The sequence below is a fragment of the Phocoenobacter atlanticus subsp. cyclopteri genome (genome assembly GCF_018343795.1).
GTDB classification, from domain to species: domain Bacteria; phylum Pseudomonadota; class Gammaproteobacteria; order Enterobacterales; family Pasteurellaceae; genus Phocoenobacter; species Phocoenobacter atlanticus.
Window position 1 is genome coordinate 1,971,798 of sequence record NZ_CP074346.1, and the last position, 20,346, is coordinate 1,992,143.

The window sequence follows — 20,346 nt, forward strand, 5'->3', positions numbered from 1 at the left end:
CGTGAATATTTTTGTTTATAAATTTGTAAATAATGAGTAAAAAATAATTAACTAATTGATTTAAAAAAGTTATTAAAATAAGCATTGCGGGCGGATATACGCAAACTACGTTTGCTAATGCCGCCCCTACGTAATAATTATTTATTAATTCCTAAAAATCAATAGTTAAAAGTTTACAGTTGCTCTTGCGTGAGATATCAGCACCCTTAATAACGCTTGAATAGGGTGTTTTAATATCACTTTTTCCATACGCTTGACTTGGCTACGGCAAGAGTAACCTGTGGCAAGACATTGTTCTATCGGTTTATCTTTAAATTTAGTTTGCCACGATTGTTCATAAATTGCTTTAGACATTGCTATATGTTGAGTTTCGTGACCAAAAGTCCCTGCCATTCCACAACAACCGACATTTTCATTGTTCAGTGTTTGGTTAAAATACTCAAAAATTTGTTGCCATTCTTTCGTGCTATTTGGTAAAGCTGTGGTTTCTGTACAGTGTGAAAACAGATACCATTGTAAGCGGTCACTTATTTGTAAATTTTTGCAAAAATCTAACCGCTTGTTTTTAATCTGATCATTTAACCATTCGTGTACTAATAGGACGTTAAAATCGCCTCGTTTTTCTTGTAACAGATGATTATATTCATCTCTATAAAGTAATACTAAAGCAGGATCGACTCCTACCATTGGGATATTTAATTTTGCGACACGGTTTAAAAAGTCTGCCTGATTTTTTGCTGTTTTAGAAAATTGATTTAAAAAACCTTTAATATGCGCCGCTTTTCCGGTTGGTTTGAAAGGTAATACAATTGGCTTAAAACCAATTTTTTGACAAAAATGGACAAAATCTGCGACAACTTTTGCATCATAATAAGAGGTAAAAGGATCTTGTATTACAAAAATAAATTTGCAAAAATCATTAGGTAAGTGACCGCTTGCAACCCAATGTTCAATGGTTTCTAATTTTTCTCCTTGATAATTAATTTTTACTAATTGCTGTTGTAAATTAGGCATTGAAAGAGCGGGTAAATCCGTCATTCCAATTGTTTTATTTGCTATTTTTCTGCTATTTTCGTGGTACTAAAAAAATTATAAAAGCGTGGTGTTTTTGCCATTAAAGGAGCAACAAACTCAAGATTAGACACCACATAATCTTTCACTGGGCGAAAATAACGCTGATGATATAGATAAGTAAACTGGCTACGAAAGGTTGGTACGTCAATTTTTATTGGACACTGGCTAGCACAGGCTTTACAAGCTAAACAAGTATCCATCGCCATTTTGACTTCGTGAGAAAAATCATAATGGGTGTTTTTATTCCATTGATGGCGAAATTTTGCAATAAAATCTGTTAATTTAAGGGTTTGTTTAGTATGTTTAAAAATTAAATCATCAGGTTCAATCCCTTTTTCTGCAAGAAGTCGTAACCATTCTCGAATTAGTGTTGCACGCCCTTTTGGTGAAAAAACTCGATTGCCTGTTATTTTCATTGAAGGACACATCACACTATGCACATCAAAATTAAAGCATAACCCATTACCGTTACAACTCATTGCTCCTTTAAATTCGTTTTTTACCTCGAGGGGAATTCGGCGGTCAAAATCAGCTCGCATAGGTGAATCAATAGGATACAACTTATCCTTACTGTCTAAAGGCGTACAGATCTTACCCGGGTTTAAGCGATTTTGAGGATCAAACAGTTGTTTAATGTAACGTAGTTCGTGCCACAATTTTTCTCCAAAGAAATGCTGACCATAATAAGATCGCATACCTTTACCGTGCTCTCCCCAAATTAAACCGCCATATTTTGAGGTCAGTTTTACTACTTCATCAGAAATGGTTTTAAAGGTTTTAACTTGTTGTTTATCACATAAATCTAATGCAGGGCGAACGTGTAACACCCCTGCATCCACGTGTCCAAACATACCATATTCTAATTGATAAGAATCCAATAATTGGCGAAATTCTGTAATGTAATCCGCTAAATTTTCAGGGGGGACGCAGGTATCTTCCACGAAAGGAATGGGTTTTGCCCACCCTTTCGTATTACCCAATAACCCCACCGCCTTTTTACGCATTGCATAAATTTTTTCGATAGAGGCTAAATCATTGCAAATTTGGTAACCAATGATACCGCTTGTTTTATCTGCTATTTTTTTATCGAGGGTTTGACACAAGTCATTAATCAGTTTTTGATTTTGTTCTTCATCATTAGAGGCATATTCCACAATATTAATACCAAGGATAGGATTATTTTTATCTTCTAATAATAAATCTGAAACGGAGTGCCAAATAATATCTTGTTTGGCTAAATTTAATACCTTTGAATCAATGGTTTCAACAGAAAGTGCTTTTGCTTCTAACATCATTGGAGCGGAACGCAGAGCAGAATCAAAAGAATTATATTTAATATTAATTAAGGTACGATATTTAGGAATAGGTAATAAATTAAGTTTTGCCTCACAAATAAAAGCTAATGATCCTTCTGAACCTGTCAGAATACGAGTTAAGTTAAACTCTGACTCATCATCATTAAAGACGTTTTTGAGATCGTAACCCGTTAAAAAACGGTTTAACTGAGGTAGATCTTTTAGTACCTGTGGGCGAATTTCTTTACAACGCGTAAAAATAGCAGAATACAGTTGTTTGGCTGTATCAGATAAATTTAATTTATCTAAATTTGCAAAAAATTGATCAGATCGTACCGCTTGAGTTTCTAATATTTCCCCATTCATCAACACTGATTTTATCTCTAGTACGTGTTGTGAGGTTTTACCATATTGTAACGAACCCTGCCCTGAAGCGTCAGTATTGATCATTCCTCCGATGGTCGCTCGATTACTGGTTGAAAGCTCTGGTGAGAAAAATAGTCCGTGAGGTTTTAAAAATTGATTCAGTTGATCTTTTACTACGCCAGCTTGCACCCTAACCCAACGCTCTTGGACGTTTAATTCTAGAATATTTGTCATATAACGAGAGAGATCAATAATGATATTATCGTTTAATGATTGACCATTGGTACCCGTTCCCCCACCTCGAGGCGTAAAAGTCAGGGATTGAAATTCAGGTTTTTGGGCAATTTGAATTAAAAGTTGTACATCATCTATTGTTTTTGGATATAAAATAGCCGATGGAATAGTCTGATAAACACTATTATCCGTCGCCAAACTTAGCCTATCAGCATAATTTGACGCAATATCACCTTTAAAATGGCGTTTTTTTACTTCATTTAGGTAACAAATCACATCATTACTTAATTCTGGGACATCTGAAAGTTGTGGAAGCATAGTGTTATTAGTATTTATATTAATTATTGAATAATGATTATCTTAACAAGATTTTTCCATAAAATGAAAGAGAAAATAAAGAATGGTTTTTTACATTGAGGTTTAACTGAGTACTCAGAATAATTTTTTTAGATTGTTTAATGCTAATTTTTAACTATCTTGAGCGATAGGATTCAAGGATAACCTTGAACCCCATTTTTAAAGTTTACACAGTTTGTGGGATAATGTTTTCAGATTATTCCTTATCATTTAGATGATAATTTACCACATTAAAAACTCTGTTTTTACTATTATCTCCAGCATAACCACTTTGTTGCCAAAATGCGTTTTTAAACCAATGATCAAATTTTTCACGACTAGGAAAACTTAATTCACCAAAATTAGGATCGAAGAAAACAACGTTTTCACCTTGAATAGCGGCTGAAACAGTATGAGCACCATCTTTCAAGCTAATTGATATTTTCTTTATTGCTGAATTTTCTTTGCCTGTATCTAAAATAGCTTGAGTGAAAGCATTTAGATTCTTGTCAGAAAGAGAGCCTTCTACTTGATCTTTACGACGTTGAGATCCAAATTGTCGTTCTTTTGCTGTAACACCTTGTTCTGATAACCAAGATTCCATTAATGTAAATTGTTGAGTTGCCGTATTACCATTATTTATGAATTCAGTTTGTAATTGCTTAATGACTTCAAAATATTTTTTATTTAGCTTTCCATTTTTTCCATCTTTAGGTTGATCATAAATATCCTCCCATAAACTTTGCTCATTTACTTTTTTTGTGATCCAAGATGCACAGACCGCCTCACAAACACCATTTTGGGTTTCAATATGTTTGATTATTTCGCTATATACTTCTCCCTTAAGTTGAGAAAATGTAAAATTAACTTCTCCATCAAATTGTTCAACAGTTTTACGAACTTTTCTAATTTCACTATCTTGTTTTACAGATTTAAAATTATCTCTTAACTTTTGTAATACTGAACGAGTTTGATCTTTTAATACAATATCTTTTATACGATCTGTTATAGGAGTATGATTTTATTCTGTTGATGAACTACTTTTTCGCAAAGTACGTAAGAACTCTTGAACCATTTCACTATTCGTTGCCAGAGGAACTCTCTCATTATCATGAGGAGTAATTCGCATTTCAAATGTTTTATCAAACTTTGGAAAAGCGGAATAACCTGCATCTAGTAATAATTTATTAGTGATTACACGTGTAATTCTTCCATTACCATCGGCAAAAGGATGATAATCAATTAAACGCTGATAAACAAGAGCAGCTAGAACGCTTTGCTCAACACCTTTATTCTTGGCATTATTAATAAAATCTACTGTCTGTGCTAACTGTAATTGAGAAGCTTCTATACTAGAAAAAATAGCATCACCTTTAGTCAATGACTCATTTTTATATAAAATACGGTTCTCTCCTTCTTCTGGTCGTAAGTTATAATTTAGTTTCTCAATCATCGCTACAGTTAAGGCTTTATTTTTACTTTCGGTTAAGAATTCTTCAATAACGCTATGAAGCTGTTCTTTTAACGCTGGACTCTTTTTAATGGTTTCTGATGTTGTTGCTAATGTATTTAAGATATGAAGCGTTTGCTCTGGAATATCTAGTGGTAAACCTTTAGGTAAAGTTTTGACTAAATTCTGAATTTCGTTAAATTCTTTCTCAGTAGGTTTGAACGTTACTGCATCATTAATACGTTTTTCCATATCTTTTGCACCCTCTGTTAAGATTTCATCAAAACCGGGAGTGTTTTTCATTTGTTCAAAGACTGATTCTGGAACTAATCTTTTTGCAGCTACACGAGCACCATCTAGAAATACTGAATCATTTAAGATACTTTCTTCAAAATTATCATTACGTATATTTTCTAAGATAATTAATTCTTTTAAATTTAAATTATCTTCTAGATTGTCATAATTTATATTTTTTAATTTTTCATCTATTGTTTCTGGCTGCTGTCTAGAACTAAAGATATTTCGTATACGTTGAAATAGTGATTCTCTAACATTTTCTTCAACTACTTTATTTCCATTCCCTGCAGAATTTTTTAGTTCTGGTCGAGCAGGTAATAGAGGGGCAAAATCTTCTTCAGATTCAGTAGCGGTATGATCAGATAAGTTTTTTACAATTTCATCTGCTTTAGCGTTCGCTTTTGCTATAGCTTCTGGTGATTTATCTATCTTTGCATAAATAACGTCACTTTCTTTTTCTGATACTCCCTCTGCTTCTTTGGGTATTGGAGGTAATGGGCGTTTGCTATAGTCAATACTTGCTTCATCACCTAATGATTTAGTTGGTTTATTTAATGTATTAGGATTATCTAGTATCTCTTCATAAATTGGTTCTTCAACGACTTTATCTAAAAATTTAGTATTGATATGATCTGTTTTGGGCTTAGTTTTATTGGCTATATATTCTGAACCTTTATTCGCTAATCTTGATATATCTACTGTTTCAAAAGAGAAATGTGTTTTTGCAACGGTATCATCTTGAGTTACTGTTTTAGAATCAGATACATTATGTTTTATTTTACCATCCATATCTTGTTTATTATTTATTCCTGATATAGTGGAATACTCTGTTGCTTCATAATGCTTTTGTTCTATCCTTCCTCCATTGACATTAAGATGTGATAGGCTATCAGAACTCATTCCAATATTTATACCAACATTTCCTCCATCCTTATGATGAGAATCAATAATATCTTTACTATTTATTTTGCCATCAATCTTTAATAAAGATTGACCGCTACTATCAACAAGATAGCCACCTTCTAAGTTAACATCTTTTAAATTACCTTCGATATGTTTTCCAGTAATCCCTGATTGTTTATGAACTTCTTTGCCTTCTTCTTTTTCATAACCAATCCCAACGCCGACATTTACATTTGGTTTTATGACTAACTCTGTATTTATAGAGGCTCCCAGTCCTAAACTGGCATTTATTGAGACTGTTTCACTTTTTATATCATCTTGTACAGATTTTATATTGGTTTTACCATTTACGTCCAGATGCAGTTTATTGGCATCAATATTTGCTCCAGAAAGATTAATGTTACCACCAGCTTTTATATTTAAATCATCTGATTTTAATTCAGTGTTTTTATGAATAGTTGAGCTAGTTTGAGAATTGCTTCCACTACCTTCTAACGAGTAATCTACACCTATTGCACAGCCTTCAGACATTACACCACAATGAACACTACCTCCAGCAGAGATTTTTGCACCAAGACTATTCGTTGTTTCAGAACGTATTGTTTCTCCTGCAATCAAATTTACATCACCTTTTGCATTTAAAGATAATTTACTTTTTTCATCACTTTCTACATTTTTTAAATCAAGATCGGCATCTGAAGAAAGAGTTACTTTACCATTAATGTGACTACGAACATCTGAGGATTCATGAATGTTATATTCAGTATGGGATATTTCAGCTTTTTCTTTTACACTCCCTCCAATGATATCTCCTGTTACAGTATTTATAACATCACTGGCAACTTGTAAAGTAGTAGTAACATCTTGCTTTAAGCCATTTTTTGAATCACGAATTTCACGAGCAGTATCATTGATTAAATCTCCAACAGCAGAGTGTACTTCTCCCTCTAATCCAACTTTAATAATTGTTTCAGTTATTGACTTATCTATTTCATCTTTCTCTTTTGTAGATAAAATATGTTTAGCATCTAATTCAAATCCTTCTTTATTTACATTTGTGGGATAAGGTTGAGGTTGAGCTACATCTATATCTAAACCACCAATATCTGCAGAACCTAAAATATTTAATTTTCCATTATGGGTAGAAAGATGACTATTATTATGCTTTAAATTAGTTTGTTGCTCTTGTTTTTTCGTATAGGCTATACCTGCTTCTCCATTTAAACCAAATCTTTCACTTTCGGTTATAGCAGTTTTAGTGCCGTCTTTTTCATTAACGACTACACCAGCTTGATAACCTCCACCACTTGCAGATAGATCTAATTCGAGCTGAACAACATCTTCAGTTTTTTCAGAATGAGTAATATTTTTACCAGAATGAGTGTTGTAGTCACCTTGTATTACACCAGAAATACCATTCGCATTAATGTCACTACCAGTTTGATTAAGATCTCCATTTAAGTTGAAATTTATATGATCAAAATTTAAGGTTGATCCTTCTGATTTTACACTTGATTCTTTTTGTGTATGTTGACCAATAACTCTACCAGATAGTTTTGAATGAATACCCTCTTCTAAACTTATACTTGTTGTTGAATAAGTATCTTTAATATTTAAATCTTTTGTATTAATCGAACCTGTTGCCCCTCCAATGTTTGAGGAGATTATATCAATACTCTTATTTAAATCTGTTTCTAGATTGAGATTTCCTTTCGAAACAATATTTGATTTATGTACTGATGTACTACCATCTGCATTTGCAATAACACGACCTTCGGTTTCAATTCCTTTTGAGGCTTTCAAATGAGTTTCTTTTTCACTTAAAATATCTCCTTGATTTTTAATTTTTCCATCTGAATCAATATTTACAGTCTCTCCATAAATTGTGCCATCATTGTAAGTTTCGTGAGTTTTTAGCTCTATATCGTTAACATCCAGTATGGCATTTTTTTCAGAACTAGAGGGCAAGTTATTACTATGATGAGTAATTTGTGTTTTGATCATATCAACATCAGTTAAGTTATATTTTATTCGTGAAATTTCTTCTCTGTCATCTATTTCACCTAATAATTTTCTATCTTCATCGGTTAATTCTTTTTGAAAATTTAAATTAGATTGTTGAAAAGAGCGATCAATAAATAAATTTGTTTTTCTTAATAATTTGGTTAAATGAGAAAGATCAACTTCAGTGTCCTTTTCTGTTTCATTTGGTAAATCTTCAAAACCTATATCAGGGGCGGAAATAGAGTATTTTCCAATGACAATATTTCTTTGATAATTACTATGTTCAGATAGATGACCATTTTGTAAAGATATAATATTTCCCGTTAATTTATCAGCAAATAACTGTGCTTTATGATGAGAGTGATAAAAAGAAATCATCTGTTCATTTTCTTTAAAATTTTGCCAATTCTGTTTTAATGTGGCGTAGTTTTGGTTTGCCCAATTTTGCCCAAATGTTAGTAGCATCACTTTCTGAAAATCAGAAGATTGTATTCATTGAAGAGAATTTATTATTTCATTACTACGTGCATAGTACAGAGAGCTACTTAATGGATATTCATCATTAAGTATAATATCAAAAAAATTATATAAATTATTTTTATTTAAATCTGTTGTTCCACTTAAACCTGTTTGAAATAGAGAAGAGCGAGGAGTATAGGCTACTTTTATATTTACTTTTTGGTTTTTTAAATAATTTTCTATCAGATCAAACTGTTGATTTTTGGGTTCATTAACAATTTTTATTGTTCCATTATTCTCAAAATTTCCTTGAATATTAATAAGGCTATAATTAAAGATACCGCTATCTTTATTTTGAATCTCTATAGGTGTAAATAATAATTTAATATCATAAGTAGGATTAACCGATTTTCTAGTGTTTATTAACATATAATTTAAACTAGTATTTAGCATATTCTTTTGTATAAATGAAAAACCCGCTTCTCCAATAACAATTCCTGCATTTTTAATTTTTAAATTATTCACAAATTCAGGTGCTTCTAAAGATATATAATAATTGTCATATTCTAAGTTATAATATTTACTATGCAGATATTCTTTGAACGTATTTGAAATACTAACATTACTTTCTAATTTTGCATCATTAGTAAATTTTACAGCAGAAGCTGTAATTTTTTCTTTAGCAAAAATATCTCCTAAATTATAGATATTATTCTGTGCATCTAAAAAAAGTTGACCTTCTGAATAAATAATTGCATCAGAATAGTTATTAATGTCTCCTACAGTTGAGGTTAAATATACTCCTCTTTTTGCAACTAAATCGCCATAATTTTGAATATCACTACTAGTTGTAATTCCTAATTTTTGGGCAGAGGTAACAACTCCCCTATTTTTAAAGGAGTTGCTTTTAATTGCAATATTTGCAAGAGATGTAAGTTTATGATCTTCGCTTATATTAAAGTTATTTGTTTTAACTGTAATATTATATTGTGCATCAGGTAAATTATGGCTCTCTGAACTAAAATTGGTATTATCTTTAAAAATTAATTCAACATCTCTTTTACTTGATATTTGACCACTATTTTTATAACCATTAATTTTCCCTTCACTATCATTACCCTTAGTAATAATTTTGAGTGATTCTACGGCTAATATTTTTCCATTATTATTTAAATTATTACTGTCTATTTGAGTAGAATGTCCATAAATTATTCCTTTATTATCAATATCTGAACTATTTACTACAATATTTTTCCCTAACAAAACAGCGTTTTCTGTTAATTTTAACTGTTTTGCTTTAGTTTGAACGCTAACACCAGAAAGTTTACTATTATTTTCTAAATTAATACTCTCAGTCATATTTAGTTGTACTTTGTTAGCATTTACTTGTGCATTTGTTTTTATATTTGTAGTTTGACCATCTAATAAAATAGTTTTTGTATTTATTTCATTATTCAGTGTAATTTGATTTGCTTTTTTTATTTCAATACTATTTTTTGAATGCACTGAGTGGAGATCAATACTACCATTATCAGTGATAAATTTAATATCAGATTCAGATAAAATTATATTACTATGCTTTATCCCTGCTCCTGAATCAGTGGTAACAAATTGGATATGTTTGCCGTGCATTGCACCTAATTCTTCACCACTAATGATCACTTCATCCACTATTTCACCTTTAGAAGTAATTTTTTGTTGTACAACATCATAAGAAGTTGAACCAGCAATTAAATTGATATTAGTTTCTGAAGAACTATCATCATTATGATTTTTGATAGCGCCCTTTTGTGTGATCTTTTTTGCAACAATATCTAAATATTTTAATCCATCAGTAGCCAAACCATTTTCTTCAATAGTAATTGTCCCTTTATCTACATCAAGATTTAACCCCTTTTGAGGATCAATAACATTACTTGTTGATATAACAAAACGCTCAGTATTGCGAGTTTGTACACCATTAATATTAATACCATTAGGGTTTATGATTAACAGATCTGCTTTTTGACCAAGTACTTCTAACCCCCCTGTTAGTTGCGTTGAATTATGTTCTGTTACCTGATTTAAAATGACTTTTGCGGCCTCTCCTTCAAGTGAAGCATTTCCTTTAACATAACCAACCAAATGTGAATTACCATCATTAGTACTATTATTAAATACAGCACCATTTGTTACATTAAATTCTTTAAAGCGGTTATCAGAAATACCGTCGAACTCTGGTTTTGCAATATCAATGAGTAGTATGTCATTACCAACTGTCGTAATTTTGGTTTTAATGCCATCCACTTCTACACTATTCGCAAATGAATGTGTTGAAAGAAGGGATACTGCAAATATTGGTAATAATGTTGATTGAATAAATGTAGAAATTGCATTCAGTTTAAAATTAAATACAGACCTTTCTTGACTAGAAGTATCAGTATCAGATGAACTATTATTGATCGCAGATTGAACATTTTCTGCGACAGGGATTAAACAAGATTTAGATTTGCTAAAAATTAATTTATATTTGTTTTTATTCATAATAATTTTCCTTAATTATGTATGTTAAAAATGAATTACTCAATTGAAATGGGGCACTCCTAAATTCCCTTTAGGATAATTTTCGGTACTTCTTAATGGTTTGGCATAAGTTACAGATAATGAAACATTTTGGGCTTGCATTTTTAGTCCTAATGCTACTCCTACTAATGTATTATGCTATTTTGACGCTTTTTGATACACTTGTCCCCATCGACACCTATAAAAAATGAAACGACAGGTTACTTTTAGCTCTTTTCGGGGAAGTAAACAACAATTGTTCTGATTTTTTTATTTTCAGTTCACTGTTATTTATTTTTTCTTGATTTTTTCTTCTTTGTAGCTCTTCTATAAGTACATTTTTGCTATTACATTTGAGCAGTAGAGTATGAAATATAGAAAGAGAATGGTTAGATGTATTTTTTGTAATTATTAACGGCATTTTCCATTTAAAATTCCTGATATTCTTATTGGCAAGGATAATTTATTATAGGATAAAAACAGGATATGTACATAAAAAAGGAAGAGTAAAATAGCTGGTCTGATGAGTTTATAATTTCAGGGTAAAATCATACGTAATTAGAGAAAAATAGTATCTAATAATAAATCAATGAGAGACTATTCAACAATCTTGATACCTTTAATAGGATTATTTATATTAACAAGATTGAGACTATAAAATTAAAGGCTGATTTTTCACATAGGAGATAATTGAATACTTTGTGAGACTATAAAAATAACTGTGTATCTGCTTTAATATACAAAAAACATTAAGGTGGATACCAATATGAAAAAAGCAAATTTAACCAACCAAATCGACGCTCTACTTGAACAACTAGATTCTCAAGAAGATATCGCAAATGCGACTCAGCTATTGCACAAACGTTTCTTTGAGAAATCACTCAATGCCGAATTAGATGCACATCTAGGCTATCAAAAGAATGGTACTCGTAAAGAAAGTAACGCTAGAAATGGCGTTACAACCAAAACAGTATATTCTGAAGAGGGGAAATTCTCTATTGATACCCCACGTGATAGAGAAGGCTCTTTTGAGCCTGAAATTATCAAAAAACGACAAACAAGAGTACCGACACTAGACTCAAAAATTATCTATTTATATTCACAAGGAATGAGTACCAGAGAAATCACTGAAACAGTATCTGACCTATATGGGACAGAAGTATCTCCTGCACTGGTATCACGGGTGACAGATGCTCTATTAGATGATGTTATAGAGTGGCAATCTCGCCCGCTTGATGATGTCTATCCTATCGTTTATTTGGACTGCATCGTTGTTAAAGTCCGTCAAGATAAACGTGTGATTAATAAGGCTATTTACCTCGCCTTAGGCATTAATATGCAAGGACAAAAGGAGCTTTTAGGCTTGTGGATATCTGAAAATGAAGGAGCTAAATTTTGGTTAGGGGTGCTGACAGAATTACAAAATCGTGGTGTAAAAGATATCCTTATTGCTTGTGTTGATGGTTTAACGGGCTTTCCTGATGCGATTAATACCGTTTATCCAAAAACTAAAATCCAGCTTTGTATTGTCCATATGGTGCGTAATTCTATGAAATATGTGCCTTATAAGGATTATAAAGCAGTTGCTCGAGACTTAAAGAAAATTTATCAATCTACGACAGAAGATGAAGCCTTGCAGGAATTAGAGAATTTTGCGAATACTTATGACGATAAATATCCGCAAATATCACGGTCTTGGTATAAACACTGGGATAACCTGAATACCTTGTTTAACTACCCTGAGGATATAAGGAAAGCCATTTATACGACTAATGCTATTGAGTCTGTAAATAGTGTTATTCGCAAAGTCATCAATAAGAGAAAATTATTCCCAACGGATGACTCTGCAAAAAAATTCGTTTATTTGGCTATTCAAAATGCCTCTAAAAAATGGACAATGCCAATTAGAGACTGGAAATTAGCACTCAATAAGTTTATGATTGAGTTTGATGATCGCTTAGCTGATTATCTTTAACTAAAGTGCAGTTACACAGTTTAGGAGACAGTCTCTACTTTGTGCCTAGACGTTTCATAATTATAATTTTTTTAGATTATTCGATGCTAATAATTATCGTTAATGATAGGATTCAAGCAAATACTTGAATCCTATTTTTTTAGGACTTACACAAATTTAAATATAGTGTTTAAATTTAATTGTTTTTTTTTACTTTATTTTTTCTCAGATTATTCCTTATCAGTTATATGATAATTTGTAACATTAAAAACTTTGGTTTTATTGTCATTTTCAGCATAACCACTTTGCTTCCAAAATGAGTTTTTAAACCAATTATTAAACTTTTCACGACTTGAAAATTCCATTTCTCCAAAGTTTGGATCAAAAAATGCTACTTTTTCTCCAATTATGGTCGCTGAAACAGTATGCACACCATCTTTTATATTGATTGAAATTTTCTTCGCTGCTGATTGTTCTGAACCAGTATCTAGTATTGTTTTAATTAACGTGTCAGTATTATCTCTAGATACTCCTCCCTCAACTTTATCTTGACGACTTAGAGTTCCAAAGGTTTTTTCTTTTGGTACAACACCTTGTTCAGATAACCAAGAATCTGTTAATGTGAATTGTTCAGTTGCTGTACTTCCACTATTAATAAATTCAGTCTGTAATTTCTTAATATTTTCAAAGGCATCTTTATTCAATTTACCTTTTTCTCCATTTTTAGGCTGATCATAAATCTCATCCCATAAATTTTGAGTATTAACTTTTTTAGCAATCCAATTGGTACAAACCGCTTCACAAACACCATTCTCTGTTTCAATATGTTTGATAATTTCGTTATACACTTCACCTTTTGATTGAGAAAATTTAAAGACAACGTCACCACCAAATTGAGATACAGAACTCCTAACTTTACTAATTCTCGAATCTACTTTAAGAGGTTGAAAAAGAGCACTTAGTTTTTGTAGAGAAGAACGAGGTTGTTCCACAAGAGTACGATCTTTAACACGATCTGTTACTGGAGTATTGCTTTTAGTAACAGAAGACGTTAATAGATCCCTATTTTCTTCAGATGGTAAATGATTTCTTTGTAGAGTGCGTAAGAACTCTTGAACTACTTCACTGTTTGTTGCTTGAGGCTCGCTCTCATTATCACGAGGAGTAATTCGCATTTCAAATCGTTTATCAAATGTTGGAAAAACGGAATAGCCAGCATCTAGTAATAATTTATTTGTTATTACACGTGTAATTCTTCCGTTACCTTCGGCAAAAGGATGATAATCAATTAATCGCTGATAAACAAGAGAAGCCAAAACGCTCGGTTCAACCCCTTTACTCTTAGCATTATTAATAAAGTCCACTGTTTGTGCTAACTGTAATTTAGAGGCTTCTACACTAGAAAAAATAGCTTCATCTTTAGTTAATGATTTATCTTTATATAAAATACGAGATGGTCCCTCTTCCGGTCGTAAATTGTAATTTAGTTTTTCAACCATCGCTACAGTTAACGCTTTATCTTTACTCTCAGTCAAAAATGCTTCAATAACATTGTGAAGCTGTTCTTTTAACTCTGGACTTTTTTTAATGGTTTTTGATGTTGTTGCTAGTGTATCCAAGATATGAAGTGTTTGCTCTGAAATATCTAATACTGTTCCTTTAGGTATAGCTTGAACTAATCTCTGAATTTCACTAAACTCTTCAATAGTTGGTTGAAAAGTTACCGCCTCGTTAATACGTATTTCAATTTTTTTTGCTCCTTCCGTAAGAATTTCATCAAATTCTGGAACATTTTTCATTTGTTCAATTGTTGCTACGGATATTATTTTTTTAGCTGCTTCACGTGCCTCATCTAAGAATTTGTCATTTTCTAGTATCGTTTTTTCAAAATTCTGATTACGTTCATTTTCTAAAACAATTAATCCTTTGAGATTTAGAGAATCTTCTAAATGTTCATAATTCGGCTTGAGCGGTAGACTATCTGCTGATTTTTCTACTTCTGATGACTTTCCTGCAAATAGTTTACGTATAGATTGCAGTAATGAGCGTTCACTTGCTGCACCTGTTTTATCACCTCTTCTCCCCGCTGCATCTTTTAACTCAGGTCTAGCGGGTAATAATGGTGCAAACTCTTCTTCAATTTCAGATGTAGTTGCAACATTATTTGCTTTGGCAATGGCTTCTGGAGATTTATCGATTATTGCATAAATCTCTTCCGTATAACCTGTTGGTTGATCAGGGGTATTATGAATACTCGCATCCTCCGGTATTGGAGGTAATGGTCGTTTAGCTAACGGATTATCATTTGTTGCTATTGGAGGCAATATTCTTCCATTTTCACCAATTTCTTCATAAATAGGATCACTCTCTTCATTAACCGTATCGCTACTCTGCATTACTTTCGAAGTATAATCTTTCCCTTTATCGGAGAGTTTTTTTAGATCAAGAATTTCAAAATTAAATGAAGTTCTAGCAACCGTATCATCTTGACTAATGGTTTTTATTTCTGAAAGGGATGTTTTAACCTCTCCCTCAACTTCTTTAATATTGGTTACGCCTGATACAGCAGAATGTTGAGTTGCTTCATAATGCTTTTGCTCTGAACGACCACCACGAATATCAAGTTGTGATAAACTACTTCCATCAGTACCAATACTTCCACCAAAAGTACCACCATCTTTGTGATGAGAATCAGTAAGTTCTTTGCCTGTTACTTTTCCTTCAACTTGTAATAGAGTAGCATCTCCCTTATTAATCAGATGTCCAGCAGATAGATTTACCTCTTCAAGATGTCCTGTAAGATGTTCACTTGTTATTCCAGACTGTTTATTTACCTCTTTTCTGTGTTCGCTTTCTGTACCAATATCAAATCCAACACTGAGACTTGGTTTAACCCTTAATGCGGTTGTGATTGAAGCACCAATGCCTAAATTTGCACTTTGTGATGTGGTTTTACTGTTTAATTCATCTTGTACAGATTCAATATTGGTAGAACCTTTTACTTCTAATTCTAGGGATTTACTATCAATATTTGCCCCTGCAAGATTAAGATTACCACCTGTATCAATACTAAGATGAGTTGCTTTTAGCTCAGTATTATGGAATTTTTTAGAATTCTGATGACTATCACTACTGCTTCCATCGAAAGAGGCACTTACTCCAACCTCACAACCATCAGACATAATGCCACAACGAGCATAATTTCCACTGGTAATAGTAGCACTAAAGCTTGTTGTACTTTCTGTTCGATCTGTTTCTCCTGCTACTAGGTTTACATCACCAACTGCTTTTAAAGATAATTGACTTTTGTCACTACTACCCACATTTTTTAGCGTAATATCTGAATGTGAAGAAAGTACTACCTTACCTTCAATATGAGTGGCAATATCAGCATTTTGATGTGAAGAGTGTTCAGTCTGAGTAATTTCCCCCTTATTTTTTATACTTCCACCGATAGCATCTCCAGTTATTAAATGTAATACATCACTTGTAGCCTGTAGACTTACTGTACCATCTTGCTTCAAACCTTTGTTTAAATCATTAATTTGGCGAAGGGTACTATTAACAGTATCTCCTATAGAAGAGTGTAGTTCAGCATCTATTCCCAGTTTAATACTTGTTGTACTCAAATATTCATCAATTTGGTCTTGCTGTTTTGTTGATTGAATACGATCTGCACTTAATTCAAATCCTTTTTCCTCTGTTAAAGGAGATGTTGCATCAATATTTACTCCTCCAATATCAGCAATACCCTGTACATTTAAGCGACCTTCTTTTACAGAAAGGCGACTATTAGTATGTGTTAATGCAGTATGCTCTTCTTGTATTTTAGTAAATTTAATAGCTAGATCTGAATGCAATCCAAATCGATCATTATCTGTAATACCTGTATTTATACCCTCTTTTTCATTGATATTTAACCCAGCTTGATGCCCATTACCACTTGCTGTTATAGAAAACTCAAGCTGTGCAACATTTTCACTACTTTCAGAGTGTTTGGTATTAATACCTGCTTCAGTGTTATAATTACCCTGCACTACACCAACAATGCTATCCGTTGTTATACTACTTCCTTTTTGATTTAAATCCTTTGTTAAATTTAAGTCTAAATTATCCGCTTCTAAAGTAGAACCTACAGATGTCACACTAAAATCTTGTTGTGAACTTTGTCCAATAACCTTTCCTGAAATCCGAGAATAAATATCCTCTTCTTTAAGGCTGCTATTCGTTGTTGCATCATCTTTTAAATTTAGATCCTGTGTTTTTATTGAAACACTATGTCCTTTAACTTCGGAAGCGGTTAGATCAATTTCACTATTTGCATCCGTTTCTAGTTTAATGTTTCCTTGTGATTCAATATGTGCTTGATGAACAGAAGAACTACCATCACCATTGAAGATAACTTTATTTTCTACTTCAATTCCTTTTTCTCCAGTTAAGTGCGTTTCTTGTGTACTTATAATATCCCCTGAGCTTTGGATTTTATCCTCTGCTTCAATATTAATTTTTTCAGCGACAATCGTACCGCTATTGTAGGTATTGTGTGTTTTTATATCGATATCTCGGACTTCAATTTCGGCATCACTTGATAAACTTTCTGATGCCGTTGTAGTATGAGAAGAGTGATCTATTATTGTCTTAATATTATTGATATCAGGTGTATATTCTGATAATAAATCATCTGTATCTGTTGGATCAATTTGTTGAAAAGACCGATCAATAAGTAGGTTTATTTTTCCTAATGAGAGTTTTAAATTAAGAAACTCAACATCATTTCCTAACATTAAGCCATTGTGTAGACTTTTAAACTCCACACCAGAAGTGCTGTTTATTATTTGTTCTTTAGCGTTAATATGCTTTTGATAAGAATTGGATTCACTTTGTTCACTATTTGCTAATGTATCAGTCATTCCTGTTAATCTATCGGCAAATAATTTAGCTTTATAATTAGATGGGTGAAAGATAATGGATGGTTTATTTTTTTTGAAGTTTTGCCAATTCTGTTTTAACTTTTGATAATCTTGATCTGTCCAATTTGGACCAAAAACTAATAACATTACACGTTGGAAATCAGGAGAATTTATACCTTGAAAGGCTGTCATTATCTCTCGAGTACGACCATAATAAAAAGCACTACTAATGGCATATTCATTTTGAAAGATATTATCAAATAATTCATATAAACTTTCTTTTTCTAATGTTGTTCTAACACTTAATCCAGTATTTAAAGATTGTAATTTAGGCATATAAGATATTTTGATATCTGCCTTTTTTTTCAAATAATCATTAATAAGATCAAAAGATCTTCCTTTAGAATTATTAACAAAGTTTATTGTATTATTATTTTCAAACTCTCCTTTAATATTTATAATACTATGATTAAAAATACCTGCATTTCTGTTTCTTGTTTCTTTTTGAATAAAAGTCAGCCCTGCTCCACCTTCAATGAGTCCAGCATTTTTAACTTTCAAATTATTTCTAAATTCTGGAACATTGAGCTCAATAGCGTAATCATCAAATTCTACATTATAATATTTTTGATGAGAGTGTTGTTTAAAGGTTGTTGGAGTATCAATATCTCCAGATAATTCAACATCATTAACCAATTTAACTGCTGATATTGTTATTTTATCCTTAGCAAAGATTTCCCCTAAATTATAAACAGTATTATTACTGTCTAAATTTAATTTTCCATCAGTATAAATAACAGAATTATCATAGTTATCGGTATTTTTTGAAATTAAAGACATTCCTTCTTTGGCAGCAAGAAGACCATTGTTTTTGATATGATCCGCCATAATATTTAGTTTTTTTGCACTTGTTAATAGCCCTTTATTTTTAAAGATTTGACTATGAATATGAACATTAGCATTGGAGTGTAATCTAGCATTGTCTTCAATATAAAAAAGATGTGTTGTCAGCATTAATTTATTATGTGCTTCTGGTAAACTGTGAACATTAGAATTAAAATTAGTATTGTCAGTAAAAATTAATTCAAGATCGCCTTTACTTGATATTAGCCCGCTATTTTTATAGCCATTAGTTTGTTTCTTTTCATCGCTACCTTTAGTGATTATAGTCAATGATTCTTCTGCTAATAACTCTCCGTTATTATTGATTTCAGCGTTAGTTATCACACTGTTGGTAGCAAATAAAGTCGCATTTTCCTCAACATTGAGTTGCTTACTTTGCGAGTGAGAATTTATTGCTATAACACTGCTATTCGCTTCTAAATCAATGTTTTCTTTGGCATTTAATACCACTCTTTGTGCTTTGATATTTGCCTTGTTTTTTACATTTATAGATTGAGCATTTAACACAACAGATCGAGATGTAATGCCTTTATCTAAATTAATTTGCTTAGCTCTGTCTACTTCTACGTTGTTTTTAGAATGTACAGTTTGAAGATCAACATTACCATTATTTGTCGTAAATTTAATATCTGATTCAGATAAAATTATATTACTATGTTTTATCCCTGCTCCTGAATCTGTGGTAACAAATTGGATATGTTTGCCGTGCATTGCACCTAATTCTTCACCACTAATGATTACTTCGTTCGCTATTTCACCTTTAGAGGTGATTTTTTGTTGTGCAATATCATAATAAGCTGAACCAGCAACTAAATTGATATTAGTTTCTGAAGAACTATCATCATTATGATTTTTGATAGCGCCCTTTTGTTTGATCTTTTTTGCAACAATATCTAAATATTTTAATCCATCAGTGACTAAACCATCTTTTTCTATGGTTACAACACCTTTATCTATATTAAGATGTAAACCCTTTTGAGGTTCAATAACATTACTTGTTGATACAACAAAACGATCAGTATTGCGAGTTTGTACACCATTAATATTAATACCATTAGGGTTTATAATTAACAGATCTGCTTTTTGACCAAGTACTTCTAAAGCCCCTGTTAGTTGCGTTGAATTATGTCCTGTTACCTGATTTAAAATGACTTTAGCGGACTGCCCTTCAAGTAGGGTATTTCCTTTAACATAACCAACCAAATGTGAATTACCATCATTAGTGCTATTATTGAATACTGCACCATTTGTTACATTAAATTCTTTAAAACGGTTATCAGAAATTCCATCGAACTCTGGTTTTGCAATATCAATAATTAGTGTGTCGTTACCAACTGTCGTCATTTTCGTTTTAATACCATCTACTTCTACACTATTTGCAAATGAATGCGTTGAAAGAAGGGAAACGGCAAATATTGGTAATAATGTTGATTGAATAAATGTAGAAATGGTATTCAATTTAAAATTAAATGCTGATTTTTCTTGATTAGAAGTATCAGTATCAGATGAACTATTATTGATCGCAGATTGAACATTTTCTGCGACAGGGATTAAACAAGATTTAGATTTGCTAAAAATTAATTTATATTTGTTTTTATTCATAATAATTTTCCTTAATTA

The 20,346-nt window shown here is 31.8% G+C and carries 5 protein-coding genes and 1 pseudogene; 1 reads left to right on the forward strand and 5 read right to left on the reverse strand.

What is annotated here, in order from left to right; all coding sequences use genetic code 11:
- Positions 1-165 precede the first annotated feature (165 nt).
- The 4 genes and pseudogenes from ydiJ to KGI96_RS09575 form a co-directional block, all read right to left on the reverse strand.
- Positions 166-3,287, reverse strand: a pseudogene (ydiJ, locus tag KGI96_RS09560) (D-2-hydroxyglutarate dehydrogenase YdiJ).
- A gap of 235 nt (positions 3,288-3,522) precedes the next feature.
- Complete coding sequence (locus KGI96_RS09565) at positions 3,523-4,314, reverse strand: YopT-type cysteine protease domain-containing protein (RefSeq protein WP_211597845.1); 792 nt, start codon at positions 4,312-4,314, stop codon at positions 3,523-3,525.
- A 12-nt stretch (positions 4,315-4,326) separates the two neighbouring features.
- Positions 4,327-8,424, reverse strand: coding sequence for a hemagglutinin repeat-containing protein (locus KGI96_RS09570; protein WP_211597825.1), 4,098 nt, complete (start codon positions 8,422-8,424; stop codon positions 4,327-4,329).
- Positions 8,425-8,451: 27 nt separating this feature from the next.
- Positions 8,452-10,941 (reverse strand): two-partner secretion domain-containing protein, encoded by a 2,490-nt coding sequence (locus KGI96_RS09575; protein WP_211597824.1) that lies wholly within the window; start codon positions 10,939-10,941, stop codon positions 8,452-8,454.
- Positions 10,942-11,725: 784 nt separating this feature from the next.
- Here KGI96_RS09575 and KGI96_RS09580 point away from each other — a divergent pair.
- Complete coding sequence (locus KGI96_RS09580) at positions 11,726-12,934, forward strand: IS256 family transposase (protein ID WP_211597823.1); 1,209 nt, start codon at positions 11,726-11,728, stop codon at positions 12,932-12,934.
- Between the two features lie 209 nt (positions 12,935-13,143).
- On the opposite strand, the gene KGI96_RS09585 is transcribed toward KGI96_RS09580, so the two are convergent.
- Positions 13,144-20,328: a YopT-type cysteine protease domain-containing protein gene (locus KGI96_RS09585; RefSeq protein WP_211597822.1), complete on the reverse strand. Its 7,185-nt coding sequence runs from the start codon at positions 20,326-20,328 to the stop codon at positions 13,144-13,146.
- Between the last annotated feature and the right edge of the window lie 18 nt (positions 20,329-20,346).

What these genes read in the sequence shown, in the direction of transcription:
- KGI96_RS09570 (WP_211597825.1), bottom strand. Translation starts at nt 8,424, where the DNA reads ATGCTACTAACATTTGGGCAAAATTGGGCAAACCAAAACTACGCCACA.
- KGI96_RS09575 (WP_211597824.1), bottom strand. Translation starts at nt 10,941, where the DNA reads ATGAATAAAAACAAATATAAATTAATTTTTAGCAAATCTAAATCTTGT.
- KGI96_RS09580 (WP_211597823.1), top strand. Translation starts at nt 11,726, where the DNA reads ATGAAAAAAGCAAATTTAACCAACCAAATCGACGCTCTACTTGAACAA.
- KGI96_RS09585 (WP_211597822.1), bottom strand. Translation starts at nt 20,328, where the DNA reads ATGAATAAAAACAAATATAAATTAATTTTTAGCAAATCTAAATCTTGT.